General features: G+C 48.5%; 24 protein-coding genes and 1 other RNA gene. 12 read left to right on the forward strand and 13 right to left on the reverse strand.

Features of this window, described 5'->3' with window-relative positions; all coding sequences use genetic code 11:
- The 3 genes from AC14M5_RS10465 to AC14M5_RS10475 all read right to left on the reverse strand — a co-directional run.
- On the reverse strand, nt 1–238 hold a 238-nt coding region (locus AC14M5_RS10465), incomplete at its 3' end, for a hypothetical protein (RefSeq protein WP_484029607.1).
- Between the two features lie 25 nt (nt 239–263).
- Nucleotides 264–776: a hypothetical protein gene (locus AC14M5_RS10470; protein WP_484029608.1), complete on the reverse strand. Its 513-nt coding sequence runs from the start codon at nt 774–776 to the stop codon at nt 264–266.
- A gap of 168 nt (nt 777–944) precedes the next feature.
- Nucleotides 945–1,793: a hypothetical protein gene (locus AC14M5_RS10475; protein WP_484029609.1), complete on the reverse strand. Its 849-nt coding sequence runs from the start codon at nt 1,791–1,793 to the stop codon at nt 945–947.
- 132 nt (nt 1,794–1,925) lie between these two features.
- Between AC14M5_RS10475 and AC14M5_RS10480 the strand changes: the two genes are divergently transcribed.
- Together AC14M5_RS10480 and AC14M5_RS10485 are read left to right on the forward strand one after the other, a co-directional pair.
- Nucleotides 1,926–2,903, forward strand: coding sequence for a GNAT family N-acetyltransferase (locus tag AC14M5_RS10480; RefSeq protein ID WP_484029610.1), 978 nt, complete (start codon nt 1,926–1,928; stop codon nt 2,901–2,903).
- Between the two features lie 170 nt (nt 2,904–3,073).
- Nucleotides 3,074–3,451, forward strand: a complete 378-nt coding sequence (locus AC14M5_RS10485; RefSeq protein WP_484029611.1) for a phage holin family protein — start codon at nt 3,074–3,076, stop codon at nt 3,449–3,451.
- A 141-nt stretch (nt 3,452–3,592) separates the two neighbouring features.
- Here the strand turns inward: AC14M5_RS10485 and AC14M5_RS10490 are convergent, their stop codons facing one another.
- Entirely contained in the window at nt 3,593–5,293 is a 1,701-nt protein-coding gene (locus tag AC14M5_RS10490; protein ID WP_484029612.1) for a hypothetical protein, read from the reverse strand.
- Nucleotides 5,294–5,434: 141 nt separating this feature from the next.
- On the opposite strand from AC14M5_RS10490, the gene AC14M5_RS10495 reads away from it, so the two are divergent.
- Entirely contained in the window at nt 5,435–7,024 is a 1,590-nt protein-coding gene (locus tag AC14M5_RS10495) for an ArnT family glycosyltransferase (RefSeq protein ID WP_484029613.1), read from the forward strand.
- A gap of 8 nt (nt 7,025–7,032) precedes the next feature.
- On the opposite strand, the gene AC14M5_RS10500 is transcribed toward AC14M5_RS10495, so the two are convergent.
- The 7 genes from AC14M5_RS10500 to AC14M5_RS10530 form a co-directional block, all read right to left on the reverse strand.
- Nucleotides 7,033–9,066, reverse strand: coding sequence for a hypothetical protein (locus tag AC14M5_RS10500; RefSeq protein ID WP_484029614.1), 2,034 nt, complete (start codon nt 9,064–9,066; stop codon nt 7,033–7,035).
- A gap of 280 nt (nt 9,067–9,346) precedes the next feature.
- On the reverse strand, nt 9,347–9,532 hold the full coding sequence (locus AC14M5_RS10505; protein ID WP_484029615.1) for a hypothetical protein: 186 nt from the start codon (nt 9,530–9,532) through the stop codon (nt 9,347–9,349).
- Nucleotides 9,533–9,581: 49 nt separating this feature from the next.
- Complete coding sequence (locus tag AC14M5_RS10510; protein WP_484029616.1) at nt 9,582–10,796, reverse strand: AI-2E family transporter; 1,215 nt, start codon at nt 10,794–10,796, stop codon at nt 9,582–9,584.
- A 150-nt stretch (nt 10,797–10,946) separates the two neighbouring features.
- Nucleotides 10,947–11,519: an FHA domain-containing protein gene (locus tag AC14M5_RS10515; RefSeq protein WP_484029617.1), complete on the reverse strand. Its 573-nt coding sequence runs from the start codon at nt 11,517–11,519 to the stop codon at nt 10,947–10,949.
- Between the two features lie 75 nt (nt 11,520–11,594).
- Nucleotides 11,595–12,836, reverse strand: a complete 1,242-nt coding sequence (locus AC14M5_RS10520; RefSeq protein WP_484029618.1) for a sensor histidine kinase — start codon at nt 12,834–12,836, stop codon at nt 11,595–11,597.
- The gene (locus AC14M5_RS10525) at nt 12,829–13,605 is read right to left on the reverse strand and encodes an SIR2 family NAD-dependent protein deacylase (protein WP_484029619.1); all 777 of its coding nucleotides are present in this window, start codon (nt 13,603–13,605) and stop codon (nt 12,829–12,831) included. The genes AC14M5_RS10520 and AC14M5_RS10525 overlap by 8 nt, the downstream gene beginning before the upstream one ends.
- A complete protein-coding gene (locus tag AC14M5_RS10530) occupies nt 13,602–14,765 on the reverse strand; it encodes a CpaE/TadZ family protein (RefSeq protein WP_484029620.1) in 1,164 nt (387 codons plus the stop codon). The genes AC14M5_RS10525 and AC14M5_RS10530 overlap by 4 nt, the downstream gene beginning before the upstream one ends.
- 135 nt (nt 14,766–14,900) lie before the next feature.
- Between AC14M5_RS10530 and ssrA the strand changes: the two genes are divergently transcribed.
- The 9 genes from ssrA (at nt 14,901) to AC14M5_RS10575 (ending at nt 24,248) form a co-directional block, all read left to right on the forward strand.
- Nucleotides 14,901–15,281: a transfer-messenger RNA gene (gene ssrA, locus AC14M5_RS10535) on the forward strand.
- 87 nt (nt 15,282–15,368) lie between these two features.
- Entirely contained in the window at nt 15,369–15,593 is a 225-nt protein-coding gene (locus AC14M5_RS10540) for a hypothetical protein (RefSeq protein ID WP_484029621.1), read from the forward strand.
- Between the two features lie 178 nt (nt 15,594–15,771).
- A complete protein-coding gene (locus AC14M5_RS10545) occupies nt 15,772–16,509 on the forward strand; it encodes a hypothetical protein (RefSeq protein WP_484029622.1) in 738 nt (245 codons plus the stop codon).
- A gap of 120 nt (nt 16,510–16,629) precedes the next feature.
- Nucleotides 16,630–18,507, forward strand: coding sequence for a molecular chaperone DnaK (gene dnaK / locus AC14M5_RS10550; RefSeq protein ID WP_484029623.1), 1,878 nt, complete (start codon nt 16,630–16,632; stop codon nt 18,505–18,507).
- 67 nt (nt 18,508–18,574) lie between these two features.
- Entirely contained in the window at nt 18,575–19,942 is a 1,368-nt protein-coding gene (locus AC14M5_RS10555; protein ID WP_484029624.1) for a C39 family peptidase, read from the forward strand.
- A gap of 67 nt (nt 19,943–20,009) precedes the next feature.
- Nucleotides 20,010–20,387, forward strand: a complete 378-nt coding sequence (locus tag AC14M5_RS10560) for a four helix bundle protein (RefSeq protein WP_484029625.1) — start codon at nt 20,010–20,012, stop codon at nt 20,385–20,387.
- Nucleotides 20,388–20,418: 31 nt separating this feature from the next.
- Complete coding sequence (locus tag AC14M5_RS10565) at nt 20,419–21,630, forward strand: metallophosphoesterase family protein (protein WP_484029626.1); 1,212 nt, start codon at nt 20,419–20,421, stop codon at nt 21,628–21,630.
- A 117-nt stretch (nt 21,631–21,747) separates the two neighbouring features.
- A complete protein-coding gene (locus AC14M5_RS10570) occupies nt 21,748–23,031 on the forward strand; it encodes a spinster family MFS transporter (RefSeq protein WP_484029627.1) in 1,284 nt (427 codons plus the stop codon).
- A gap of 110 nt (nt 23,032–23,141) precedes the next feature.
- Complete coding sequence (locus tag AC14M5_RS10575) at nt 23,142–24,248, forward strand: hypothetical protein (RefSeq protein ID WP_484029628.1); 1,107 nt, start codon at nt 23,142–23,144, stop codon at nt 24,246–24,248.
- Between the two features lie 38 nt (nt 24,249–24,286).
- On the opposite strand, the gene AC14M5_RS10580 is transcribed toward AC14M5_RS10575, so the two are convergent.
- Both AC14M5_RS10580 and AC14M5_RS10585 read right to left on the reverse strand, forming a co-directional pair.
- Entirely contained in the window at nt 24,287–24,880 is a 594-nt protein-coding gene (locus tag AC14M5_RS10580) for a lamin tail domain-containing protein (protein ID WP_484029629.1), read from the reverse strand.
- A 242-nt stretch (nt 24,881–25,122) separates the two neighbouring features.
- Nucleotides 25,123–26,635, reverse strand: a 1,513-nt coding sequence (locus AC14M5_RS10585; protein WP_484029630.1) for a hypothetical protein, incomplete at its 5' end; no start/stop codon positions are given.

Consider the following 26,635-nt stretch of genomic DNA (forward strand, 5'->3'; position numbering starts at 1 on the left):
TCCATTTTCGGGTTTTAGAACGATAAGTCAGATGAATAAGGGTACACAGGATAAGAAAGCAAGCCAAGAAAAGAAGAGTTTTGGCTATACCAAATAAATACGAATATCCTGCCAAGAATCCCACTAAAATAAAAACCTTTAATATCTTGTACCATTTGGGTTGTAAAGTATGGGATTTCACAAAATCAACATCATATCTAATTTCATCAAGCAATTTAGCCAATTTTGATTTCATCATAACAACCCTTTTGGATTAAGAAATCCTAATAAAGATAAAAGGGGAAAAGCGCCAGCAATGCAGAGAATACCACCAATATGAGATTCCCTGTTGTCAACTGTGCTTTCAAATGCGGGCGATAATCCTTGTATCCTGCCATACCTTCTGTACCTGGCAAGACAAGGAATTTCGGCGTCCATGTGTAGAACATCCACATATCAAGTACGAGCAAGTCAAACATTGAGACAAAGAAGTATTCCCCAAAAAGGGTTACGAATGCCATTTCATAAGTGAGGATACCGCCACTCTGTTGTTTGACCAACCACACAGAGTAGAGCGGCAAGGCTACAAAGACAAGCATTAATGGGACGGAGATGAGAATACCCATTTGCAGCTCCGCCTTTGTGCGAGGTGGAACTGCGGCTTTCACATCGGCTGGATAATCCGATAAAGCAATACGAGGATTAATATACAACATCCCTACTAAAACCACTCCCGCGATAGCGGCGAGAATTCCACCATCAACGAGAATCCGCGTGAGCATTACTTGGGTTAGCATTGTGACACCGACTTATTGTTTTCTGCGTTCTCAACGCGTAAAACTAACGGTTTGTGTTGACCTCGGCGGGGGGGCGGACGTGGACTCTGCTTGGGAGCAAGAAAAAAGTTGAAGCCAGGAAAATGCTTGTAAATCGCGCAGGGCCCCAGCTATCTGCTCTATACTTTGTTAAGTGCACCTATTCTTGATTTTTGTGAAGGCAAATTCATATACACTTCGCCGACCATGGCAATGCAGAAATCTTTTCTGATCCTTAACTTCAGTTTGGTAAAAGATCACGCCTGAGAAAATAAAGTCGACGGGAGTTGGCGGCTGATCTTTTGATCCTGCGAGGGTGACCTGCCAGAGTCCCCCGCCACTGTATCCACGAAAACTTTTGGGGACATCAAAGCCCTTTGAGTACTCAGCCTCAATGTCAATGTAGTCGTGCGTTTCGTCTTGTGTTTCATGTGCAGCGTACCCAGCAGCACATAGACCATGTAGACCTAAAATTGGTTTGAATTCGCCCTCGGGTGGCTCGATTGTTGTGCGCTCACCCGGTATACCCCAAATGAACCACGCGCCTCTACTAAGCGGGAGAATGTTTTTCAGAACACTTTCCCGTTCCGCGGCAATGTTTACAAACTGCTTGTGAGCTCTAATCGTGCTGACATCGGGTTCGTAAAGGCCTATGAAAGCGAGGTCGGGCCCTTCCGAAGGTTTGTCAGGGATTGCGATTTCGCAAACGGTAAAATGGTTACTCTTAATTGAAAATCGGTGAGCATCGTGCATGAGCACAAGTCCTAATTCACATGGTGACGTAAGTTCAGCCGCGACATGCTGGGCTGTAAGAATGCCAAATTGCCCATCGATAAGAACGAACGTGCCACATCCGATGAATAAATCGGTCTTAGGGTTTACTAAGTCCGGACCAATACGTATTAGCGCAGTTGAATATAGGTCAATCCGGTGACCAATGTCTTCAATCAGTCGCTGCTCATCTGGTGTGATCATGAAGTTTTGATTTTGTTTGCCCAACTATGTCTTATACAGGGTGATTCCTTAAAATCCCCGTGTGGGGCGTTACACAGACTCATTCCACATAACATCTATGAACAGCATTATACGTCCCTGCAAAACAAAATACAACAACACGACTATAATTAACGCATGGCATCTTCCATTACCATCCCCGCGCGGGAAGAGCACCACCCCAATTTGCGTCCGCTTAGCATCTTGCGAGACCTGCCCGCCGTGGCAGACCTGATCGAATTGTGTTTCTCCAACACAATGGACAGTGAAGGCAAACGCTATGTGCAGGATATGCGCCGCGCGGGTAGTGACAACTCATTCATAAAATGGGCGAACCGCACCGCTGAAACCACCTCGCTTCCCCTCACTGGTTACATCTGGGAGGAGGACGGGCGCATCATCGGCAACATCAGCCTCGTCCCATTTCGACACAATAAGCAGCGCATTTATCTGCTTGCGAACGTGGCCGTTCATCCGTCACACCGCCACAAGGGAATTGCCCGCGCCCTCACCGAACGCGCCATGCAGCACGCACGCGAAAAAAAAGTAAAGGACATCTGGCTTCACGTCCGCGATGACAACCCCGAAGCGATAGACCTCTACAACAAACTCGGCTTTACCGAACGCGCGCGGCGCACCTCCTGGCAGGCATCCACTGACCTTCATGCTCAAGGATTGGAAACGGACATCGCACTCACGATCAGACATCCACACTTTTGGCCGACTCAACTCAACTGGCTTTCGCGCCTCTACCCCGACTTTTTAGCCTGGCACCGCGACTGGAACTTCAACTCGCTGCGGCCTGGTTTAATGAACTGGCTCTACCTGCTTTTCGTGGATATGAACATCCGTCAATGGGCGGCAGTGCGGAAGGACCAACTACAAGCCACGCTCTCGTGGATTCCCAACGGGCGAGGCGAATCTCTTTTCGCCGCAGCAGGCGAAAGGTCCGACCCCGAAGCGTTGACTTCATTGCTGATACAGGCGCGGCGTGAGATATATCATCTCTATCCAACCATCGCGCTGGAATTCCCAGTCAGCCAGTTTGACGACGCCATCACAGCCGCGGGTTTCAAACCCATCCGCACCCTGATCTGGATGCAGGCAACTTCTTAAACTATTTTTCGTATTCAGTATATATTTCCGTCATTGCGAGCGCATCTTGCGACACTTGCACCTGCACTGCGTTTGGCGCAGTGCAGGTGAGCAATCCCCAACTCGATAAGGAGATTGCTTCGTCGCAAAGTACGCTCCTCGCAATGACATAACTACAAAAAGGAGTACGAATGACAAGATTCTTAATTCGCTGGGCGATCAACGCAGTGGCTTTGTATGTGGCAGTACTGATCGTGCCAGGCATCGATTTCATCGGCGAGTGGACGGGCATTCTATGGCTGGCGCTCATCTTTGGTTTGCTCAATGCGCTGCTGCGCCCCCTGCTCAAATTTCTCACCTGCCCTTTGATCCTGCTCACATTGGGATTGTTCACCATCGTGATCAACACCATCCTGCTTCTGCTCACCAGCACGATAGCACAGTCCTTTGGCATCAGCTTCACAGTGGATAATTTCTGGCAGGCCCTGCTCGGCAGTCTGGTGATCAGCTTTGTCAGCGTCGTCATGAGCCTGATCCTGCGCGATGAGTTGCACGGCGGGAAAAAGTAAAATTTTTACCCCACAACCTATATGAAACGCGAATTCTTTTTTGAATCCGCGTTAATCTGCACTTGCCCAATCTGCTCTTAAAATAAAAACTCACCCACGAAAGATTAATTCGTGGGTGAGTTTTGTTTCATCTATGCATTTCTACCGCACATGGATATATGAGGCCGTAAGCATAAATAGAATCAACCTTGAATTGTTAACCAGTAAAAGTGCGATGAAGGCCAGCAGGGCCGTTTGAAACCACCTCTTCCCTGAAAATTCCTGCCACGCGAGCGCAAGGAAGAGCATAATGGCATATGTCCAGTTGGTGGAATATAAGAATACATCCTTTCCATACTGCACATGAAGCACAAAGTAAAACATAACCGTCAGGATGAAGGTGAAGGCAAAGCGGTTATCCCGTTTTCGAATGTTCTTCAGGAAAAGCATACCACCCAGCAGCATGAATGCTAGCCAGGCAAAGGCCATGGCTGATTCAAACCAAGTCTCATATTGGGCGATTTGCATCGGCGCTTTTTTGATGGAAGCACGGAACATCCATACCCTGATGAAAGGGACATCCTCCTTCAATAGCAATGGCTCCGGGGCCACAAAGCTGTGCAGGAACATCACCCGCGCCAAATAATTGACCCGCTGATAGGTTACAGGGAAAACATTTTTAGCCTCCCATCCGAGTGAGGTCTGATCCCAAAAATACGGATGTGCATCGGGATAAACAAAATTGTTCAGCAGGTTAAGAGGAACAACCAATGCCGCCACGATCAAGCCGTATTTGATCCATTGTTTGATATCGCGCTTGATCAAAATATGTGCGATCACGGTCTGCGCAAAATTCGAGACCGTGATCCCAAAGGCAGCCAGCCCCGTAATGACCAGCGCGTAGAGCGGCCTATCCTTAAGTAGAAATACGATAAAGATCAAAGCCACTGCGGCCAGAAAAATATAGGTCTCAATGATCGAAGCAAATGCAAGCTGGGTGGTCGACGCGCCAAACAGGGATGCGATCAGAAGGGCATAAAGCGAGTTGCCGCTGGTTTTCTTCACAAAATACCAGACAAGAAAGACGCAAAGCGCGCCTGTTAGTGCAACCAGCGCGAATGTGGCATAAAGCGAATCTCCATTGAAGATGAGGGAGATTACTGCCACCAAGGGGCGGATGATGATCAATACGAAGGGATGCACTGGGCGCTCATAGTAGTCACGGTAGTTTTCCATTGCAAACCGCCAGCGCCAGAGTCTGCTATCTGTGTCGAAGAAAAGATCATCGAATTTAAATGTAGGTTGATTGAAAATGGAGGCGAGCAGAAAATAAATAAGGAAGAAAAGCGATGCGAGCAGTAATCCGCCCAGGTTGGCTTGCACGAATGAAACGATTCGCGATTGCTGAAAATTCTCTTTTTGGATGATGGATGAAACCCGTAGGGATGCAGGAATTGCCGTGACAAGCCCGATCAAAAAATAGATCAGCATTTCAGGCTTGAGTTGATACATGAATGCGTAAAACAGACTTGGAAACCGCAAAGCCATATTGACGAGCAGGGTCAAAAACGCAGCCAGCGTGACGGCCAGAGTTAAAGACAGTGCCATGTCTGTTGGCCCGGATTGAAATTTGCCGACTATCCTGCCCAATACAAATGAAACAGACAGTGTAATAATGGAATGAATAACCAGTGATACCAGGAGTATCCCAAGAACAGAGCTATAAAAATTCTCCAGAAAGGCCGTTGCAAGATAACTACACGGAATACCAAGCGTCCATGCAAGAAGGAAACGTTTGTTTACAAAGTGTCGCACAATATAAGCATCCTTGAATACATAATTCGAGCGATTGGATGGGATCATTTATTTTCCCGAACCCCTAACGTTACCAAATTCTATCATGGATGGTATAGTAGGTTTTATCGGGAATGACGGTTACATATGAGTTGGTCTAAAGATTGAACCCTATATTTTCCGTAATACCGTCAATCACAAGATAACACCATGAATAAAAACCTCAGTAAATTTATCAGCCTCATTACGAGATATAAAACTACCTTGCTGTTTTCCATTATTCTGCTGATCGGCATCTTTGCCCGTGTATGGGAGTTTGGCTCCCTGCCGCCAGGCTTGAACCCAGACGAAGCTTCCATTGGTGTGGAAGCTTATTATCTTTACAAATACGGCGTTGACCGCTACGGGCTGTCTTATCCTGTCCATTTGATCTCCTGGGGCAGCGGGCAGAACGCGCTCTACGCTTACATGTTGATCCCGTTCGTGGCATTGCAAGGCATTAATGCGTTTTCCGTCCGCCTGCCGATGATGATCGCAGGCATACTCGCCCTGTCATTAGTCTACATTTCAGGCAAGCGCCTGTTCGGGGAAAAATTCGCGTTGTTGGCGATGTTCTTCCTGGCAATCTCACCCTGGCACATTGTCAATTCACGCTGGGCTGTTGAATCAAACATCATGCCATTTTTCTTCCTGATTGGGTTCACAGCCCTGGTGATGTCAGATACTAAAAATTGGTGGTTTATTGTCTCCTGCATATTTTTCTCTTTATGTCTCTATGCCTATGGGACAGCTTACGTCGGTGTTCCCGTCTTCCTTTTACTGGTTATTCCAGCATTGATCTATTCGAAACGAATATCATTATCACAAGCAGGTATGGGACTGGGCATATTTTTGTTGATTGCTGTTCCAATCATATTGTTCATTGTGGTAAACACTCTTCGATTAGATACATTAAGTTTGGGCATGGTCACCATTCCACGCCTGCCTGTGGAAGCGCGCTACGAAACCATGGCAGCTATTTTCGGCGGAAATCCGTTGAACGCCATATGGGAAAATACGACGATCATGCTAAAGGCGCTCTGGGCACAGGAGGATGCTTTCCCCTGGAACTTCGTGGCCCCGTTTGGATATTTCTATAAATACACTTTTCCCCTTGCGGTGGTTGGCTTCATCTTAACCATCCCTTTCAAAAGGTTTAACGAAGACAGAATTGAACGCTGGCTTTTATTTTCATGGATGATCGCTTCGTTGATAATCGGGATCTTGCATCCAGTCAATTTGACTCGCATCAACTTGATCTTCACACCCCTTCTGCTTTGCATCGCTTTCCTGACCGTGAAGCTGGCTCAGCGCATTCCATTGACTCTGCCGCTGACAGTTTTTGTTCTCTCAATTAGTTTTATCTTTTTTAACCAAGCCTATCATGGCGATGAATACGAGAAGCGAGCAAGCGGTATATTCAATGAAGGCATTATCCCAGCCATCGATTATGCAACCGAAAACAGCAATTCGCTGATCTGTTTCACCGAGCAAAGGTATTCCTTATATATCTATGTCCTGCTAACCCAGCGATATCACCCCTCCGAGTACGTTGACCAGCTTGAGTGGATCGATCCGCTCGACCCCGCTGACCCTGCCCGGACTCCGCGCGCGCTCAAGAATTACCGTTTCAGACTCTCAGATTGTGCTGGTGACCCGAATGCTGTTTACGTCCTTACATTAAAAGAGCAGCCACCTGTTTCTGAAGTTGAATATAAGGATAAGAAGTTTGAGAAATTTTTGGTTTTCCTACCCAAATAATAGTACGATCAATTAAAGGCGGATTCCAATACGCCAAAAATCGTATTCAACAACAAGCCATTGTTAATCGCGAGGATGGCCAGGAAAATCAACAATGTGATCTGGAACCATCTGTAACTCGCAAGTTTCTGCCACGCTAAAGCCAGCAGGAGAATCAGCGCATAAGTCCAATTGGGGGAATACAGGAATAATTCTTTTCCATACCTAAGGTGTAGACCAAGATTTAACAACATGCATCCGAACAAAGCCAGAGACAGCCTGTTGGATTCATATTTTTTGTAATTTATAAAAAAAGCGGTAATGCCCAGCAGGATCAAACCCAGCCAAAACCCTACGGTGAATGTTTGAAATAATGTATCGTATCCACTGAGTTCGTTGATCTCGGGCTTGAAGAATCGAAATTGGGTAAAGGGGATGTCGCCAGTATACAAAATGGGAGTTGGGGCAACCACATTATGAAATAAAAATGCCCTTACCAGAGCCTGAATCCGCAGCATGTTTAGAGGGAAAATATTCTGTTCTTCAGCCAGCAGAGCAGACGGGATGAAGAAAAATGGATGAGCGCCAGGGTAAATCAGGTTGTTCATCAAACTTAATAGAACAAAGAACACCAGGACAGTTGCAACGTAACGAAAGATCAATTTGATATTTGGCTTAAGGGTAAAGAAAGCAATCACATTTTGAGAAAAATTTATATAGGTAATACCGATGGAAGCAAGCCCCGCAAGCACCAGCGCTGGAAAAGGTTTATCCTCAACCAACAGCAAATAGAATAGCAGCAAGCTGGCAGCCAAAAAAATATAAGTCTCAACTAACGAACCGAAAATAAGGTGTGAAGCCGACAAACCCAGCACAGATGCGATTAATAAAGCATATGTTGGGCTTTGCGTAATTCTCTCTATGATCTTCCAGGCGAGAAAAACACATAACGCTCCGCCAAATGCGACGACAACATAAGCTCCAAACAATTTGTCACCCCTTAGCAACATGGCGACCAGGTCAATGGGTGGCTTGAGCAGAAGCAAAACAAATGGATGTACAGAGCGCCAGTAGTAATCCTGCCAGTTATCGGTTGTGAAGCGCAGCCTCCAGTTCAGGACATCCGCATCGAAAAAGACATCGTCGACATCAAAGTGCGGGTTATTAAGCATGGATGCGATGAGGAGATAGATTGAGAAGAAAGCCAGGGCGAGCAGAATCCCCGCTATGTTTGCATCTACAAAACTATAGATCCTTGTTTCCTTCAATCCAGCATAAAGATGTGTTGACTTTGATTTGTATAATATCCACGACTGCCAAGGGAATGAAAGCGTGCTGGTAATCAAAAAAATAGAAAACAGGTTTCCTTTTAGAGTAAAAATATCGGGGGAAAATAAATTCGGGAATTGCCTGCCCATGCCAAATATCGATGCTGCAAACACAAGAAGCAGTAAGAACAAAGCCAGGACCATTACAAAATCTGAAAATCCCTTGCTCAAGAATTGTTTAATTCTTCCCACAAAAAAATACCCTGCCTGCCCAATCAATAATTGAAACACCAGAGTCAAGCCGATAACTTCAAAAGGCTTACTGTAAAAATTATCAAGGAATCCAAGGAGTATGAAAATGACAATCGTGGAAACCAGCCACCCAAAAAACTGGCGGGCGAAAAGCCCCATGTCCATGATTTTTTGGACGTAGGCAGCAGAAGGAATGATGGTAGAGAAAAAAATGGAAAATAAAGCAATGCCTGCTGTGAACAAGAGCAGCGTCGACGCCGCGTGCATCGAAATCACAGCAATAGAAACAGAAAGCAAGGCGCAGATAAAAAGAATTATTCTGGCGTTTAATTTTGCCTGAATAAACGATCTTTCCAAAAAGGGCAGCAAATAATAGGCACAGATGATTATGGAAACAGCAGGAATGAAGATGAGAAAAAATCGGTCAAGAGATGAATAATCGACATCATTAAAGAACTGCAAAGCCATGGCAGTGGATATTGAAAACCCAGCCGCTGCGCTCAAGGCAATTCTTCTAAGAGTAATGAGAGTTGTTGCTGACACATATCCTCAGCTTCAGAGATCAATTAGGCTCTTGCAAAAGTCGCATGTAGGTCAGGCTTGCAGCCTGACGCCTCTTTGAAATCTGAGTTTTGGCGGGTTACAAACCCGCCCTACAAATATTCATGCAAGATGTCAATTTTAAAAAAATAAGATAAACCATATCTCTGTTGTATGAAGAGACTGTGGTTTATCTGCATAATTCAGATTATTATTTTGCGCGAATCCAAACTTAATACCCGGGCTCAATGACAAAATCAACACCATTTACGAACAGGAAGGGTTATTTTAGTAATTCTCGGGCAAGCAGCAGAAATTCAGTCCATTCTTCCTCAAAGAAATGGACAGTGACATTGTTCAATTCAATATGATAGGTAACTTCACCATCGGGTTCTTCGGCTTTCCAAGCCAGGAAGTTTTCGGTCTCTGCGATGGTGCCGGTGCGGGGTTCGCTGTTATTGTTGCTCATGTTATTCTCCTTGGTGGATTTGGTTTATAGAACAATGAATCGGGGAGATTCATTTTCCGTTTTTTAGTTTCAGGAACAGGTTACGAAAGAAGCGGCGGATCGAAACGAGTATACGTGACCCCGGAGGAGGAAGCGGTTGATGCAGCTCCGCCTCGGGCCAGGGGTCAAGATCCAGCATCTTCCGCATGGTGTATTTCCATAAGAGCGTGGCGGTGGCAAGGATGGGAGCTGCCACGACTACACCGAGAATTCCAAACAAGTTTGCGGCGATGATGGCCGCTACCAGGACTGCGGCGGGGTGAACTTTGAGCGCGTCTGATAGGATGCGGGGCGAAATAATATTATCGAAGATCTGGTCGATAAAAAGTGCGATGCCCAAAACGAGCAGTGTGTAATAGAAGGGCGAAAGATCGAACAATTTATAGGCTTGAAAATATGCCACAAGCACCAGTATTGCCCAATTGATGGCAGGGCCAACGTAGGGGACAAAACGCGCAAGCCCCGCCAGGAACGCAAGACCGATGGCGTAATGCAAGCCTAATACGCTGAGCACAATACTATATACAATGACGGCCAGGAAGAAGATGATGATCTGCCCACGTAAGAATGCATTCCAAATACGCCCGAGTTCCCGGCTAAGGCGGCCCAGATCCTGTGCATAACCGGGGATCTCCACCGCAATAATGCGGTTTCGCAGGCCGCCACTTTCGACCAGCACAAAGTATGAGACGAGGATCACGAACAATATCCAACCGAGGAAGTTGGCCGCACTACCTGCCACGGTTCCAAGCAATGTGCCGGTGCGGCTTAGCAAGGGCTGTACCATGCCAAGTACTTGAGAGCTAAGGTCGTTCAAATCCAATGAGCGGAAATCAAGCTTGAATGGGCCAAACTGATATACCTGCCCTGAAATATTTTCAATCAGTTCAGGCAGTGATCTCAGCGCATCTTGCAGGATAATGACCAGACTTTGGATCTGCTGTACCAATCCCACACCGCCGAGCGTAAGCAGACCAAGCAAGAGGATGATAATAAAAAGATAGATAACGGCAACGGAGGCATTCCAGGAGAAATGCAAGCGTCTCTGAAAAAAATCTGCCACGGGATGGAACAGGTATGCCAATACCAGGGCGATCAACAGAGGACTGATAATAAACTGGAATTTGACCAGCAATGCGCCGATGATCACAACGATGGTGAGGGCAATCACCAGTTTTGTATTTGTGCCCCAGGTTGGGGATAAATGGTTTTGAGTTTCAGACATGATGACCGTTCCATTTTTCTATTTGCATAGTTGAGGTAGTTTCAATTTTAATTCTATCAAAGATAATCGATTTTACAACACACAACAGTTCTTCCTTTGAAAAACAAAACGCCCCGCGAGCCGGGCTCACGGGGCGTAAGTGAGTTTTGATTAACAACCAGACAGGAATGGGAAGAAAACACACCAACGGAAGGTCGCATCCACCCACCAGAAGAAGGAGGCGCACAGGCAGATGAAGAGGAAAACTCCACCGCCAATGAAGATCGGGGTCATGTTGGTCTTCCTGCCAGCAGAAGGAGCCGCAGACGGTGCGTATGAAGGTTGTGCAGCGGTTGATGCATAGGGCGGGGCAGAAGCTTGTACAGGAGGTGGTTCTACTCGGGCCGACCTGCGAGGCGCGGCCATGGTAGCACCGGGATCCATGTTGATCGCATCATACATGAGAACAATTTGCTCACCCAACGAGACAACATCTCCAGCCTTTAGCACAACCGGGCCAGCCAGGCGCTGTCCGTTTACAAATGTGCCGTTGGTGGAGCCCAGATCTTCGATCACATATTTTCCGCCTTGAAAAGAAAGCCGTGAGTGCCTGCGCGAGACCTCAGCATCATTGATCGCGACGCCGTTGGACGAATCACGCCCAATAGTGAGTTGATCCCCATCAAGAGGGAAGGTCACGCCTGGGGTTGGGCCTGACCTCATAACGAATTGGAACTGTGCCATCTTCTTCCTCCAGATACATTATCGAAAAAAATAATTTTGTCTAGTGTACAATCTTCGGGCTAAAAAGTCAAATCACTATTTTTTATTCGGCTTTTTGGCTTCACTTTTTTCATCTTCGCGAGGTTGTGTTTTGGTTGATCTTGGCAGGTAGACCATGAACACCGTTCCTACACCGATCTTGCTTTTCACTTCCATGCGTCCGCCGTGTCCATAAATAATCTGCTTGCAAATGGATAACCCCAACCCTGTACCGGATGCGCGGGTTTCATGCTCGCGCACACGAAAGAACTTCTCGAACAAATGCGGAATGGACTCATCTGGAATACCCACGCCTGTATCCTGAATGTATATCACTAGTTCATTATCCATCACTTCTGCTCGCAGCATCACGGTCCCATTGGGGCGGTTGTATTTTATGGCATTGCTCAACAAATTCAATATCACCTGCTTTAATTTATCGCGGTCAGCTTCGAGCAGGGGGAGTTGCTCTGGCGATTCCACGCGAAGTTGAATATTATCCTCCATGGCTTTGGACGACATAATATCCTTGCACTCATACATGAGGTCGGCGATACTGAACGTGGTCTTGCGGAATTGAACACGGCCCGATTCAAGTCGCGCCAGATCCAGAAAGGATGAGGCCAGGGCATTTAATCGCATGGTCTCATTATGGATATTATTAATGATCTGGTCACGTTGATCCTGCGACATCTCAGGACGTAATAGCAAATACGTGGCAGTGCTAAGCGAAGAGAGAGGCGTGCGCAATTCGTGTACGAACTCCGAGATCAAATCCGATTGTTGGAATAAACGTGCGTTCTCAATTGCAACAGCAGCTTGTGCTCCCAAAACCAAGAGCATGGATTCGTCTGTATCTGTAAACTTGCCTCTGTGCTTGTTCAACGCCTCCAAAACCCCCACGATCTTATTCTTTGTCACCAACGGGATCCCGAGGAGCGACTCTGTGGAAAACCCAGTAGTGGTTTCAACATTTGGGAAAAAGCGTGGATCATCATGGGCGTTCATGATGCGGACAGGTTTACGATTGTTGACGATCCAGCCTGCGATACTGCCATCCAATGGGACTAGCAAGCCTCGTCTCGTGGATTCATCCATATTAGTAGATACCTGAAAATATAACTGGCGGGAGGTATCGTCATACAATAATATGGATGCTGCCTCCGAGCCGCTGATCTCAGCCGCGGCATGAACAATTCGCGAGAGCAGAATATCCAGGTCAAGGGTGGAAGCGAGGTCCCGTGCGATGTCAATTAGACGACGGTAGCCATCCAATCGCTCGGTTTTTATTTCAGCCATTTAACACTCTTTCCGTGATCGCAGGGATGATCGTTGCCACGTCATCCAGGATCGCCACATCCGCGCGGACATTTAAATAAGTGGGGGTGTTATTAATAATAATCAAGTGTGCTCCGCGATCCAGTGCCTGCATGGGTAACCCGGCCACAGGCAAAACTTCCAATGATGACCCTGCGACCAGCATCAAATCACATTGACGCGCATCCCTTTGAGCCTTGAACCATGCCGCTTGAGGCAGTTGTTCGCCGAAAAGTATCACATCCGGCTTCAACAGTTGGCCGCATTTCGGGCAGGCAGGCAGAATGCCACGCTCTACAAATGAAGCCAGGTAAGCCTCAGCCTGCACCTGATGATAACACTGTGAGCAGGTTAAAGTTTGCATTGTTCCGTGCATTTCAATTACATTTTTCGAACCGGCTTTTTGATGGAGCGTATCAATATTTTGGGTGATGATGGATTTGACACATCCCGTTCTTTCCAACTCAGCCAGTGCCTGATGTGCAGGGTTTGGAAGCGCATTAAATATTTGACTCGCCAGCGGACGGAACCATTCGAAGAAGCGCTCCGGCCTTGTGCGAAAAGTATTCAATGAAGCTGCTTCCAACGGTTCATCCTTCGACCATAATCCTGTTCCTGTGGAACGAAAATCGGGTATCCCTGATGGAGTTGAAATCCCAGCGCCCGTCAAAACTACCGCATGTCTGGATTGGCGGAACAAATCTGCGGCAAACTCGATGTTGGTCTGCGTCTGGGAGGGGAAGGAGATCATCGCGCCTTTTCGCGCTCAATTATCGAAAGTGCTATTTTTAGGAATTGCTGTGAGGTCATGTTCGTAGGTTGAGCCAGCACCGCCGGAGTTTGCAGGCGCGCAGCTTGCAGGAATAATTCCGGTGCAGGTGTAAGTGTAGCGGAGACCGAATGACCCAGCTTCTCCTGCACCTGCATTAGCGGCATTTGAGCCTCAGACCGCTGACGGTTATTCAACACCACGCTGATGGTCTTGCGGTCGATTTTCAGGCCAGTGATTTCATCGATCAAAAATTTGGTATGTTGAATGGTGGCTGGAACACCTTCCACAACTACAATGCGTTCGCTGCACAACGGGAGAAGCTTCTGCACAAAGGTCGGCAGGCCAACTCCAAGGTCCAGAACAACGAAGCGGGCCAGCGTTGCAAGGCGCGATACGAGAATTTCATAATTCTGAACTTGTGAAGTCAAAGTCACGTCACGCGGATTCTCAGATGCAAGTAAAAGTTTGATCCCGGAGTTATGCGGCACAAGTGCTGCTTGCACTTTTTCACGGGTTACTTCAGGCATACTACCTTGCAAAATTTCAGTCAAACCCTTTTGGTTCGGTGCACCCAAATCCATGCCGAGTGTGCCCTGCCCCGGCGTAAGCTCGGCCAGGATCACATCCGATTGTGATTTGGTAAACAGACCTGCCGCCAAATTGGCAGCCAGAGAAGAAACCCCCAGCCCACCGCGCGCAGCCAGTACGCCGATTACATATCCATGATGCTCATGCGAAGCAGTGGTGATCTCGCCTGCATCCTTGGACACAGTTCGCGCAAGCAAAGCTTTTACATGTGCCTGGAGTTCAGTGGGGTGTGTCGGCTTTGTTAAATAATCATCTGCCCCCACCTCGAACCCTGTCACTTTGTCGTCCAGTTGTGTCTTGGCTGTAAACATCAAAATAGGGACGGATACTGTTGCTGGGTTTTTTCGCAAACGCCGCGCAACTTCATATCCATCCATATCCGGCATCATCACATCCAATAAGATCAGATCCGGGCGCTCTTCCAATGCTTTTGTTAGACCTTGTGAACCATTCGAAGCCGCGCTGATCTGATAGCCCTGTCTCTGCAGCATCAATCCGACAAGCCTTAATGTATCCACATCGTCGTCAATTATCAGGATTTTTTCAGCCATTTTTCCTCTTCGTATTAAAAGAGAGTCTAGCACAAACGATTATAACGGACAAGTTCTTACACTTCATTAATATCGCCATGCTATAATGATGGCGCATCGGGACACCTGCCATTCATAAGAAAGGTCCCCGTCTATGGGGATGACAGGCTTCGACGGGAGAGGCTGGTTCCGGAATGCGAGCCGAGCGCGCACCGATCTCGATAACTCAGTGCAACCTTTAAGTGCCAACCGCACTTCATACGCTGCTATGTCTCTCGCCGCCTAAGGTGAGTGCGTAACAGTTGACATCTTCGGATGTCACGTCCGCCGGCACCGTCCTCTACCGGGTGACGGATCGGGCGAAACAAAGGTAGAGTGCCGCACGTGATTCTGCTAATCGTGCGAAAGACCAGCAGATGGTCACAGAGTTACCTGCCCGCCGAGATCTCTGTGATGACTAACTTCGGCAGGCTACGCTCGTAGATTTCCGAGGGTCGAATCTTTCGGACGCGGGTTCAATTCCCGCCATCTCCACCTGGCAGAAAGACCGGCAGCTCAACTGCCGGTCTTTCTCGATTAAGGGTTATTATTAAAGCGATTTTTTGAAGAGGACAAGGCCTCCCTATGAAAAGCTTTCTCACAAACTTCAGATCGCCAGCGCTCGTCAGCTTTATCATCGTGCTTCCGTTTATGGTCATGGAAGTAGTAAACAGGCAAAATTTCAACGAAGGTTTTCCCGTCCTATTATTTGTCATTATGTGGCTCTTGCCAGTGGCATTCATCATCATCCTGATGCCAATTGTGCGAAATGTACGAGCGGGAAACCAGCATCACGGCAAATCCCATTAATCTTTTGCTTAGAGTTGTTTTTCTGGTCTTAATTGCATGGGTGTGGACCGGCGCACTGATAGACCAAATGCCCTGTTTTCTGGGTGTTCCAAACTGTGATTAATTGCATCACAAAGAACGGCATCCAAATCCAATTGCCCGGCACTTTATGCCGGGCAATTGTGTTATAAAAGGCGTCATGAAAAAATTCCTTATTGGATGTTTCATCCTCATCACCGCCTGCCAGGGTGTTTCTTCCACACTCACGCCTGAATCCACACCAACTACCGCGCTTCAGACTCCGCCCCAGCCTGCCACAGCGACAGTAACTCTTACCCCCGCCCCAACCGCTACACAACCTCCAATCCCACCGCCGCTTTATTTCACCGATGAATTTGACACTGCCTCACCTTTCTGGGAATTCCTTCAAACAGGCGGAATAGATGCCCCTCTCACCGCTTTCGAGAACGGCACGCTCCGTATCGACATCCCTTCACCTGATACCTGGCATCTCGGAATTCATCATGCAAATACTTATTCGAATGTCTTTGTGCGCGCAAAAATTTCGGCCAACTCCACAGGTTCCATGGGCTTGATCTGTCGTTATGACGAATCAAAGGGATGGTTCGAGTTCAACGTGGATAGCGATGGGACATACAACTTGTTACTTGGGCAATGGCTCGCTCCCAGCATTGCAAAATATATTCCCATCACCACAGCTGGAAGCAGCCACCTTAATGCAGGAAACATCAACTACGAGATCGGCCTTTCCTGCCAGGAAAATCTCCTGAATTTATACGTCAACGAGACCTTGCTGCGGCGGCTGGATGTCACCAACTATGGGCTCACCGAGGGCAATATCGGCATCACTGCCTCTTCCTTTAAAGAGGCCCCAATGACAGCAATCTTCGAGTGGGTAAAAGTAGACGAACAATAAATAATCCAGACCGCCCCATCCGGGCGGTTTTTTTTGATCAAAAACCTACGTGTTGTTAACAGGATTCTTGCACGGGTCGCTTAATATAGGCAATGAAAACCATTAGTAAGGAGTTCTAACATGGGAAAAATTATTGGCATTGACCTTGGCACGACCAACTCTGTTGTTGCTGTTATGGAAGGTGGTACACCCACCGTCATTACAACGGCAGAAGGCGGACGCCTGTGTCCATCCATTGTTGCATTCAACAAGAACGGTGAACGTATGGTCGGGCAAACCGCGAAACGACAAGGTGTCATAAACTCAGATAATACTGTTTATTCCATCAAGCGTTTCATGGGACGACACTTTGAAGAGACCAGCGTCGAACGCGCCATGGTTCCATATCAAGTCGTCGAAGGGCCGTCCAACGATGTGCGCGTCAAAATCCCTGTTACAGGGAAGGAATATTCTCCACAAGAGATCAGCGCCATGATATTGGGCAAGCTCAAATCAGATGCTGAAGCATATTTGGGAGAGCCTGTCACCCAGGCAGTCATCACTGTCCCTGCCTATTTCAACGACAGCCAGCGCCAGGCCACAAAAGATGCCGGCAGGATTGCGGGGCTGGAAGTCTTGCGCATCATCAATGAACCAACATCCTCCGCTCTGGCCTATGGTCTCGACAAGAAAAATAATGAAACAATTTTAGTCTTCGACCTCGGCGGTGGTACGTTTGACGTCTCTGTCCTTGAAGTAGGCGAAGGCGTGATCGAAGTCAAATCGACACATGGCGATACCCACCTCGGTGGCGATGACTGGGATCAGATAGTCACCAACTGGGCCGCGGATCAATTCAAGAAGGATCAGGGCATTGACCTGCGGGCCGATAAGCAGGCATTACAACGCCTGCGCGAAGCCGCAGAGAAAGCCAAGATCGAGCTTTCCACAGTCATGGAAACCGAGATCAACCTGCCATACATTACAGCAGATGCAAACGGCCCGAAGCATTTACAGTTAAAACTTACCCGCGCTAAATTCGAGCAGATGACCAGCGACCTGCTTGCGCGTTGCCGTCAGCCATTTGAAGCCGCACTCAAAGATGCAGGCTTATCCGCGGACAAACTCGATGAAGTGGTACTCGTCGGCGGTGCGACACGTATGCCGATGGTGCAGGATCTGGTGCGCAAGTTAACGAACGGCAAAGAGCCAAACAAGGGCGTCAACCCGGATGAAGTAGTTGCAATTGGCGCAGCCATTCAGGGCGGCGTGCTTGGCGGTGAGGTGAAGGATATCCTGTTGCTGGATGTCACTCCCCTTTCCCTTGGTGTGGAAACGATGGGCAGCGTGATGACCAAGATGATCGAACGCAATACAACCATCCCCGTTCGCAAGACCGAGACCTATTCCACAGCGGCTGACAACCAGACGGCTGTTGACATCCACGTCCTGCAAGGCGAACGCCCCATGGCTGGTGACAACATGAGCCTCGGCAGATTCCGATTGGATGGAATCCCACCGGCTCCGCGCGGCATTCCTCAAGTGGAAGTGACTTTTGATATCGACGCAAACGGCATTCTGCATGTGACCGCAAAAGATAAAGCTACTGGCAAAGAGCAAAAGGTTACGATCACTGCTTCAACAAACCTGAACAAGAGTGATATTGACCGCATGATGCAAGAGGCTCGCGTCCACGAAGCGGAAGACAAGAAACGCCGCGAGTTGATCGATGTGAAAAACACGGCTGACAGCCTTGTATACCAAACCGAGAAAGCGTTGCGCGACCTGGGCGACAAAGTCCCCTCTGCCGAACGCAGCGAGATCGAAAGCAAGATCGGCGATCTCAAATCTGCCGCACAAGGCGAGGATGTTTCCCGCATTCAGAAAGCATCCGAAGCAGTTCAACAGGCTTTCCATGCATTGAGCCAGCAGTTATATGCACAGGGACAAGCGCAGCCCGAAGGCGGCCCGTCCACATCAGATGATGGCGATGTAATTGAAGGCGAAGTGAAAGAATAATAAATAATAAATTAGACCCTAAAGGTTTTTGAAACCTTTAGGGTCTTTTTGTTATATAATCTTTCGCATGGAAAGAATTAGAAAAATAAACAAATATTGGTTAATTCCACTGGCGCTTTTGCTTGCCATCGGAATTTACAATCTCCCCCCGGTTCATGATCGCTTGTCAACTCGTGTAGAGCTCCTGCGCACAAGGATCGTCTACTTCTTCAACCCGCCTAATGAAGCCGTCTTCGAACCGAGCGGGCAGAATCCTCTCACCATTGAAACCGCCATTGCCACAGCCCGCGCCGAATATTTATTGACAATGACACCTCAAGCGACAACATCCATATCGGGGACTGCTACACCGAAGGCTGGCCCTAGCCTCACGCCCACGATCACATCCACGCCCTTGCCTGCTTCGGTTATCCTGCCGGGCGTTAAATACGTTGACCAGCACAACCGTTGGAATTACTGCGGCCCCGCCAATTTAACAATGGCGCTTAACTTTTGGGGCTGGAAGGGAAATCGTGACGATGTTGCCAAAGTGGTCAAACCCGGTTCAGGTGACCCAAGCAAGGATTTTATTCAACAAGGCCTGCCTGATAAGAATGTAATGCCTTATGAGCTTGTGGACTTCGTCAACGAGAATACGGAATATCGCGCCCTCTCCCGTTACGGCGGCGATGAAGCGCTTGTCAAGAGATTGATCGCCGCAGGCTTCCCAGTCGTGGTGGAGAAAGGCTATTACGAACGCGACTATGCTGGAAAAGTGGACTGGCTTGGGCATTACCTTTTCACCACAGGCTATGACGATGCGCGCGGCGGATTCATCGTACAGGATGCCTATCTCAAACCGGGCAAGGATCTTTTGAGTAAATTTAAAGATTATCAGGATGGCTGGCGTTCCTTCAATTATCTTTTCATGGTTATTTATCCCGCAGGCCGTGAAGCAGAAGTACTGAAATTGCTCGGGCCCTGGGCTGATGAAAATTGGGCATCACAACACGCGCTTGATCTGGCTGAAAATGAAATCGAGACCCTGAGCGGCAATGACTTATTCTTTGCATGGTTTAACAAAGGCACAAGCCATGTGGCATTGCAACAATATGTGGATGCTGGCACGGCCTATGACCAGGCGTTCCGTTCCTATGCATCCTGGAACATAGACCTTGGGAATCGTCCATTCCGCATGATGTGGTATCAAACTGGCCCATACTTTGCCTACTATTACTCAGCCCGTTATCAGGATGTGATCAACCTGGCGAACACCACTTTGAATGACACGATCTCTACACCAACGCTTGAAGAGTCTCTGCTCTGGCGCGGACGTGCCTACTATCAGGCAGGCAACACCCAGGCCGCAGTGGATGATTACCGCGCAGCGTTGAGAGTCCACGTAAACTGGGGGCCTGCGGTGCAAGCACTTCAGGATTTAGGGTTACAACCTTAGTTAGTTGGATAGTTGAGTAGTTCAGTAGTTGAATAATTGAGTATTATTGAAAAAGGATGATATCTTCATGGCAAAGATTGAACGGTTTGAAGATTTGCAAAGTTGGCAAAAGGCTCGTCAACTCACGAACTTAATTTACGATCTGACTCTGCTTCCAAAATTTTCAAAGGACTTTCGTCTGATTGGTCAGATTCAAGACGCGGCTGGTTCAGTCATGCACAATATCGCTGAGGGGTTTGATGCTGGGACAAACCCTGAATTCATTCGCTTTCTCAAGATGGCAAGACGCTCTGCCAGCGAAGTACAATCAGAGTTATATTTGGCCCTTGATCGAAAATACATCAGTCAGGATGAATTGGTTAAAGCGTACAACTTCGCAACCGAATCCAAACGCCTTATCAATGGCATGATTGGATACTTACGAAAATCTAAACTACCAACCTAACACAACTATCCAACTACTAAACTATTCAACTATGAAACTACTTCACTTCGCTGACGCCCACATAGACATGGCTAACTACGGCAGGCATGACCCTGAAACGGGATTGCCCGTCCGTGTGTTGGACTTTCTTAAGTCCCTCGATACGATCGTGGATGCCGCAATCTCCCAAAAAGTGGACATGGTCATCTTTGCGGGGGATGCCTACAGAGACCGCTCCCCAGTCCCAACTTTCCAGCGCGAGTGGGGCAAACGCATGATGCGGCTGTCACTGGCGAAGATCCCAACTTTGTTATTGGTTGGCAATCATGATATTTCTCCTGCCTCAGGGCGTGCCCATGCTTTGCAGGAATTCAAAACGTTACAAGTCCCTTTTTTGCGCGTGGTGGATGAACCCTGTTTTCTCAAGCCCGCTGACTTATGGGATCTGCCCGTCCAAGTAATCGGTATGCCCTGGATCGCTCGTTCGGGGTTGATGGCAGTTACAGGCGAGACTAATTCAACAGAAGCATTTTCACGTATTGAGGCAAATATCGGGGATTTGATTGAAAGATGGGTTGAAGAAGCTGACCCATCCCTGCCAATTATTCTCACAGCACATGCATCCATTGAAGGTGCAAAGTTTGGTGGCGAAAGACTCGTGATGCTTGGTAATGATCTCGTGCTTTCAGGCAGTTTGGTGAAGAATCAAAAATTTAGTTATGTGGCAATGGGTCATATTCACAAACCGCAGGATGTAAATGAAGGTTATCAGCCGCCAGTCGTTTACCCTGGCTCCATCGAGCGCGTGGATTTTGGCGAAGCGAAGGAAGAGCGCTTCTTCGTAATTGTGGATGTAGCGCACGGAGATACCAAGGTGGAGTGGGTCCAACTTACAGCGGTGAGAAAGTTCATAGATTGCCGAACAGTTCTAAAGTCCAGCGAGAACGTGACCGAGGCTCTTAAAGACGCATTGCCCAATCCGAGGGAAATGCTTGAGGCGATTGTGAGACTTTCGGTGGAATATCCAAGAGAATGGGATTCGTTGATCGATGAATCTGCCCTGCGAAAACATACCGAGGGTACGTTTGAATTTCATCTTGTTAAAAAACCGCAGATCAAATCGCGAGTACGAATCGCTGAAGGACAGGTGGTCAGCAGTTTGAGCCCGCTGGATTTGTTGGAGCAATATTTCGATGCCGCAAAATTGACCAATTCGGATGAACTAAAGAAACTCGCGCAGGAAATCATTTCGGAAGAGGATTAACTCGCGAACATCCTTCAACCTTCACAACAATCTCTCGCCCGGGAGATTGTTTCGTTTTGATTGACTTCAACATCTTTTTGTTATAAACTTCCGCATCCCCATTTATAAGAGGTCACCATGCCCAAGGAACATTCACGTTATCGCTGGTTTGTTGTCGTTGTGTTCTTCTTCTTTATGCTTTTGCACCAGACCGATAAATTGATGATCGGTTCATTGCAAGTACAGATCAGCAATGATTTCGACATTGACAACACGCAATGGGGATTGGTGAACTCGGGTGCTTTGATCGTGGCAACAATTCTTTACCCAATCTGGGGATATTTATATGACCGCTTCTCGCGCACAAAATTACTTGCCTTCGCTTCATTGATCTGGGGCTCCACCACCTGGTTGAATGCCATTGTAAAAACCTTTGGCGGCTTTCTCACCACACGCGCATCCACCGGCATCGACGATTCATCCTACCCCGGCCTGTATACTTTGATCGCCGATTATTTTGGCCCCAACCTGCGCGGAAAAATTTACGGCATTCTGCAACTTGCACAGCCGCTTGGATATCTGGTTGGCATGATCCTGGCGTTGATCGTCGCACCTGCCATTGGCGGCTGGCGTTCCGTGTTTTACATCACCGGCTCGCTGGGGTTGGTCATCGCTATATTGATTTACTTTGGTGTAAAGGAAATGCCGCGCGGCAAGGCCGAACCCGAATTTGAAGATATGGCCGAAATGCAGACCTTCAAATTCTCATGGGCTGAGGCCAAAGAGATATTCAAAAAGAAAACCATGTGGTTTGTTTTTCTGCAGGGCTTTGCGGGCGTCTTCCCGTGGAACGTGATCACCTTTTTCTTCTTTGCCTATCTTGAAAAAGAACGAGGCTACGATGCCAACGGCATTCTATTCACCATGGCGCCCGTTATACTCATCCTCGCCAGCGGATACTTCGTCGGCGGCGCGCTTGGCGACTTTGCCTTCAAACGCACTAACAAGGGACGCATCATTGTTTCAAGCATTGGCGTTTTGATGGGCGCACTCTTCATGTATCTGGCAATCACCACGCCCATCGAAGCGAAGACTCAATTCTTTATCTTCATGTGTCTCACCGCCATCTTCATGCCGCTGTCCTCTGCCAACGTTATCGCAACCGTATACGACATCACCGTGCCAGAAGTCCGCTCAACAGCACAGGCCTCGGAATACTTTATTGAAAATGCAGGTGCGGCCTTTGCACCCATTATCACCGGCATCATCGCCGACGCGTTTGACCTGAAAACCGCCATCTTGCTCATCTGCACCGTAGCCTGGATATTATGTTTCTTCTTCTACCTCGGCGCAATTTTCACCATCGATAAAGATACAAAAGACCTGAGAGCACAAATGGCGGAACGCGCAAAATCAATGTGACCCCGTAGGGGCACAGCGAAATCTGGGTAAACTATCTCTGTCAACAACATCGCTGTGCCCCAACATTTTCGATGCACATCATCCAACTCGATCTCAATAACAAAAGGCAAATGGATGATTTCCTCCGTTTGCCTTTTTCCATTTACAAGGATATTCCTCAATGGGTGCCGCCCCTGCAAATGGACGAACGCCTCAGACTTAACCGAAAGCGGTTCCCATACTATAAACATTCCCAAGCTGAATATTTTCTCGCTTACAAGCAAAATAGTCCCGTAGACAAAGAGACTCCCCCAATTGGCCGCCTCGCGGTTTTGGATAATCGTCACTATAACGAATTCAACAATGAGTCCACTGCATTCTTTTATCTCTTTGAATGTGAAAATAATCTAGAAGCTGCAACGGGCTTATTCACCGCTGCCTTTGATTGGGCACGCTCCCGTGGGTTGACGAAGATCATTGGCCCAAAGGGATACACTCCAATGGACGGCTTCGGCCTCTTGGTCAAAGGTTTCAAGCATCGCCCCGCATTTGGGCTTCCCTACAACCCAGCTTATTATGTGGATTTGATAGAAGCGCAAGGCTTTGAAAATTACAGCGAAGCTGTCTCTGGTTATCTCGGCACGAACATACAATTCCCAGAGCGCATTCATGAACTTGCAAATCGCATCGCCCACCGCCGCGGACTTCACATCGCACGCTACAAAACTCGTGCAGACCTGTGCGCCCTTATTCCACAAATTAAACAGCTTTACAACAATTCCCTGGGCGGCACATCGGGCAACACTCCGCTGACAGATGAAGAAGTGGACTCGCTCGCGAATCAACTTCTCTGGTTCGCCGATCCGAAATTAATCAAGATCGTCATGAAAAATGATGAACCCGTCGGCTTTCTGTTTGCCTATCCAGATATCTCTGCTGCGCTGCAAAAAACTCGCGGACGCTTATTCCCCCTCGGCTGGCTGACTCTTCTACGCGAGCTCAAGCACACAGACTGGCTTAACATCAACGGCGCAGGTCTGCTCCCTGAATATCGAGGTTCAGGCGGCACGGCAATTTTATACAGTGAAATCTTCAAATCCGTGCGCGAGTCTGGTCAGTTCAAACATGCCGAAGTTGTGCAGATCGGCGTGGAGAATGAAGCCATGCAAAGAGACATGGAAAATTTCGGGATCGATTTTTATAAGAAACACAGGGTCTATCAACGGGACATTACTTGAAGAAAACAGAACTGACTTCCAGCTTATTAACGGAAGTTCTATGGTTCTTCAAAAAGCCAAAGCCCGCTTTCCGCAACCTTGAATAGGCGAGTGGCATTTTGCGAACTGGGACCATATCCGCCTTCCACCCAGAGTCCAGCATCGATTGCGAGCTGTGTCAAATCATGAGGAGTTGATCCCCACTGGAAATAGACCAACACCGCTTGGGGATCGTCAAACTCTTTTGATGCCAACAGCGCAATCTCTCCATCGGACGGGCTCATCTCGCCCAGCGTGGCATCGGTGGCAACTACATTCTCATGTCCAACTCCATCCCCGACCGCGATGCGCACTGTCTCTCCTGCCTCTACAACCACATCCGGCAATTCGAAACACTCAAAACCCTGACACAAGTACAGACCGTCCAAGCTGGCCGGCACATCGGTAAAGTTGGTGAGCGCTACAAAGCCGCTTGGCCCGAGTCCCACTTCGTTGATGGCGAAGTATGTGCCACTAGCGGAAGTGACCTTGGCCGGACCCGGCTCCGGGGACGTAGGTGTAGCGATTGAATCTATGCCTAGTTTGTCACTCTTACAGGCGGCTGTAATCAGCAGGATCAAAACGAGTGAGAAGAAAAAGGATTTGGTTTTCATAAGACTTTGGGTAAGTTCCTTCTATAATTTCTTCGAGCAACAAGAGAGGCGGTGGGGTTTGACCCTACCGCCTTATTCAAGCTAGTCCAAGCCGCAAGAAACATGCCAGCGAGGAAAGAACTATGGGAGCGGCCAGATAGTTGCCTGGTTCTGCCGGGTACTTCCAGCCGCTCACCAGACTGTGGAGGATGTCAGGTGCCGTTATGACTGGCTACCGGTCATACCACATTACGCTACCCTCTTTAGCTCGAAGGACACGATGAGTGGTCCAGGTTGTTCGCTGCATCGAAGAGGTTGATCAGATCGTCCAGGTCCTGGTTCACGATTGCATCATGCACATCTTGCAAAACTTGGTCCGCATCGTACGGATAGTCAACGGATACTGAGTTCAACAGTGCGGCCGTACCTTGGCGTGCCAGGGCATCGAAGTTACCGCCACCCAGCTCAATTGCTCCGAGCAGGGTGAGGCCCGGGTCAAGGCCGACAGCTGTCATCTCCGCTTCGGTCAGGTTGAACGCATCCCTGAATAATGCATCATGGGTTCCGTCGAAGCCTGCGGGCGCTACCCCACCGTACCAGTAATCTGCAACTGCAGTTGTGACGGCTGTTGCCAGCGCATCACTTGGATCGTCGTAGGCACCAAGGCCCTGGTTCTTCCACCAGCCTGGCGTGCAACCCTGAACAGGGAAGGTAACTGAGTGATCGTCGTCATCTGTGATGTCGTTTGTGAATCCTTCAGGGTTGTAATGTACGGTCACGACATTCACCAACGGATTTGGAGCATCAGCCGGGACGAGATAGTCAGCCGTGAAGTTGCATGAGCCGCCGGCAGCGAGGATATCGCAGCCTGCTGCCGAGGCAATGGCTGTCAAGTCGCCGATTACATCATCCGTCACACTGACCAGGATCAAGTCTGGGCTGTCAGCCGAGCTAAGGTTGTTGATGGTGAAGTCGTAGGTGATCGTTGCTCCCTTGACGGAGGTGGCGGGACCGGTCTTGATGACTTCAACGCCTGGTTGGAATAACTCTGTGGTATGGCTGTCGCTAGCCTCCAGCACGTTGGGGAAACCTTCCGGCGAGCAAGTGAGAGTAACCGTGTTTACTAATGGATCGGGATCGCTTTCCAGGACCGTGCGAGATGGAGTGAGTACGGTGTCACCCAGTGGCAACACGCCACTAAACACGGTGCCTAAGAGCGAGTCACTTGCCGTGCAGTTCATAGCCGGGGTGTCATCGGAACTGTTGTTGGAGAGTGTGATAGTGTAGTTCACATCATCGCCAATCTTGCCCAGTTCGTCCCCTGTCTTATCCGCCGCGACTGCCGGCTGGAAGAGGTTAACTGTCCAGAAATCGGACGCTGTGAGCGTGTTGCCGAAACCATCCACATTACAGGTCACACTCGCCGTATTCACATACGGATCGGGTGTGGCTGGCATGACCTGAGGTTGCTGGGTTACATCGCTCTCACCTGAAGCAAGATTTACATTCTTGTCGATCCCCAATGTTGGGTCCGAAATGTTGCAGGTCAGGTTCGGGGTGTCCGCTGAACTGGTGTTGTTCAATGTCAGAGTGTAGTTGACAGTGTCGCCTTCCTTGGACAGGCTGGCGTCGCCTGACTTGTCAAACGTAACCGCCGGCTGGAATAGATTGACCGAGTGACTGTCAGTCGCCTCCAGCACGTTGGGGAAGCCTTCCGGTGAACAGGTCAAGGTGACCGTATTATCCAGCGGATCGGGATCCCCTGCCTCCACCGTC

Source organism: Candidatus Villigracilis sp., from assembly GCF_057083605.1.

Bases quoted from the DNA above. Each gene is read 5' to 3' on its own strand.
- AC14M5_RS10470 (WP_484029608.1), bottom strand. From the start codon at position 776: ATGCTAACCCAAGTAATGCTCACGCGGATTCTCGTTGATGGTGGAATT.
- AC14M5_RS10480 (WP_484029610.1), top strand. From the start codon at position 1,926: ATGGCATCTTCCATTACCATCCCCGCGCGGGAAGAGCACCACCCCAAT.
- AC14M5_RS10485 (WP_484029611.1), top strand. From the start codon at position 3,074: ATGACAAGATTCTTAATTCGCTGGGCGATCAACGCAGTGGCTTTGTAT.
- AC14M5_RS10490 (WP_484029612.1), bottom strand. From the start codon at position 5,293: ATGATCCCATCCAATCGCTCGAATTATGTATTCAAGGATGCTTATATT.
- AC14M5_RS10495 (WP_484029613.1), top strand. From the start codon at position 5,435: ATGAATAAAAACCTCAGTAAATTTATCAGCCTCATTACGAGATATAAA.
- AC14M5_RS10505 (WP_484029615.1), bottom strand. From the start codon at position 9,532: ATGAGCAACAATAACAGCGAACCCCGCACCGGCACCATCGCAGAGACC.
- AC14M5_RS10510 (WP_484029616.1), bottom strand. From the start codon at position 10,796: ATGTCTGAAACTCAAAACCATTTATCCCCAACCTGGGGCACAAATACA.
- AC14M5_RS10515 (WP_484029617.1), bottom strand. From the start codon at position 11,519: ATGGCACAGTTCCAATTCGTTATGAGGTCAGGCCCAACCCCAGGCGTG.
- AC14M5_RS10520 (WP_484029618.1), bottom strand. From the start codon at position 12,836: ATGGCTGAAATAAAAACCGAGCGATTGGATGGCTACCGTCGTCTAATT.
- AC14M5_RS10525 (WP_484029619.1), bottom strand. From the start codon at position 13,605: ATGATCTCCTTCCCCTCCCAGACGCAGACCAACATCGAGTTTGCCGCA.
- AC14M5_RS10530 (WP_484029620.1), bottom strand. From the start codon at position 14,765: ATGGCTGAAAAAATCCTGATAATTGACGACGATGTGGATACATTAAGG.
- AC14M5_RS10540 (WP_484029621.1), top strand. From the start codon at position 15,369: ATGAAAAGCTTTCTCACAAACTTCAGATCGCCAGCGCTCGTCAGCTTT.
- AC14M5_RS10545 (WP_484029622.1), top strand. From the start codon at position 15,772: ATGAAAAAATTCCTTATTGGATGTTTCATCCTCATCACCGCCTGCCAG.
- dnaK (WP_484029623.1), top strand. From the start codon at position 16,630: ATGGGAAAAATTATTGGCATTGACCTTGGCACGACCAACTCTGTTGTT.
- AC14M5_RS10555 (WP_484029624.1), top strand. From the start codon at position 18,575: ATGGAAAGAATTAGAAAAATAAACAAATATTGGTTAATTCCACTGGCG.
- AC14M5_RS10560 (WP_484029625.1), top strand. From the start codon at position 20,010: ATGGCAAAGATTGAACGGTTTGAAGATTTGCAAAGTTGGCAAAAGGCT.
- AC14M5_RS10565 (WP_484029626.1), top strand. From the start codon at position 20,419: ATGAAACTACTTCACTTCGCTGACGCCCACATAGACATGGCTAACTAC.
- AC14M5_RS10570 (WP_484029627.1), top strand. From the start codon at position 21,748: ATGCCCAAGGAACATTCACGTTATCGCTGGTTTGTTGTCGTTGTGTTC.
- AC14M5_RS10575 (WP_484029628.1), top strand. From the start codon at position 23,142: ATGGATGATTTCCTCCGTTTGCCTTTTTCCATTTACAAGGATATTCCT.
- AC14M5_RS10580 (WP_484029629.1), bottom strand. From the start codon at position 24,880: ATGAAAACCAAATCCTTTTTCTTCTCACTCGTTTTGATCCTGCTGATT.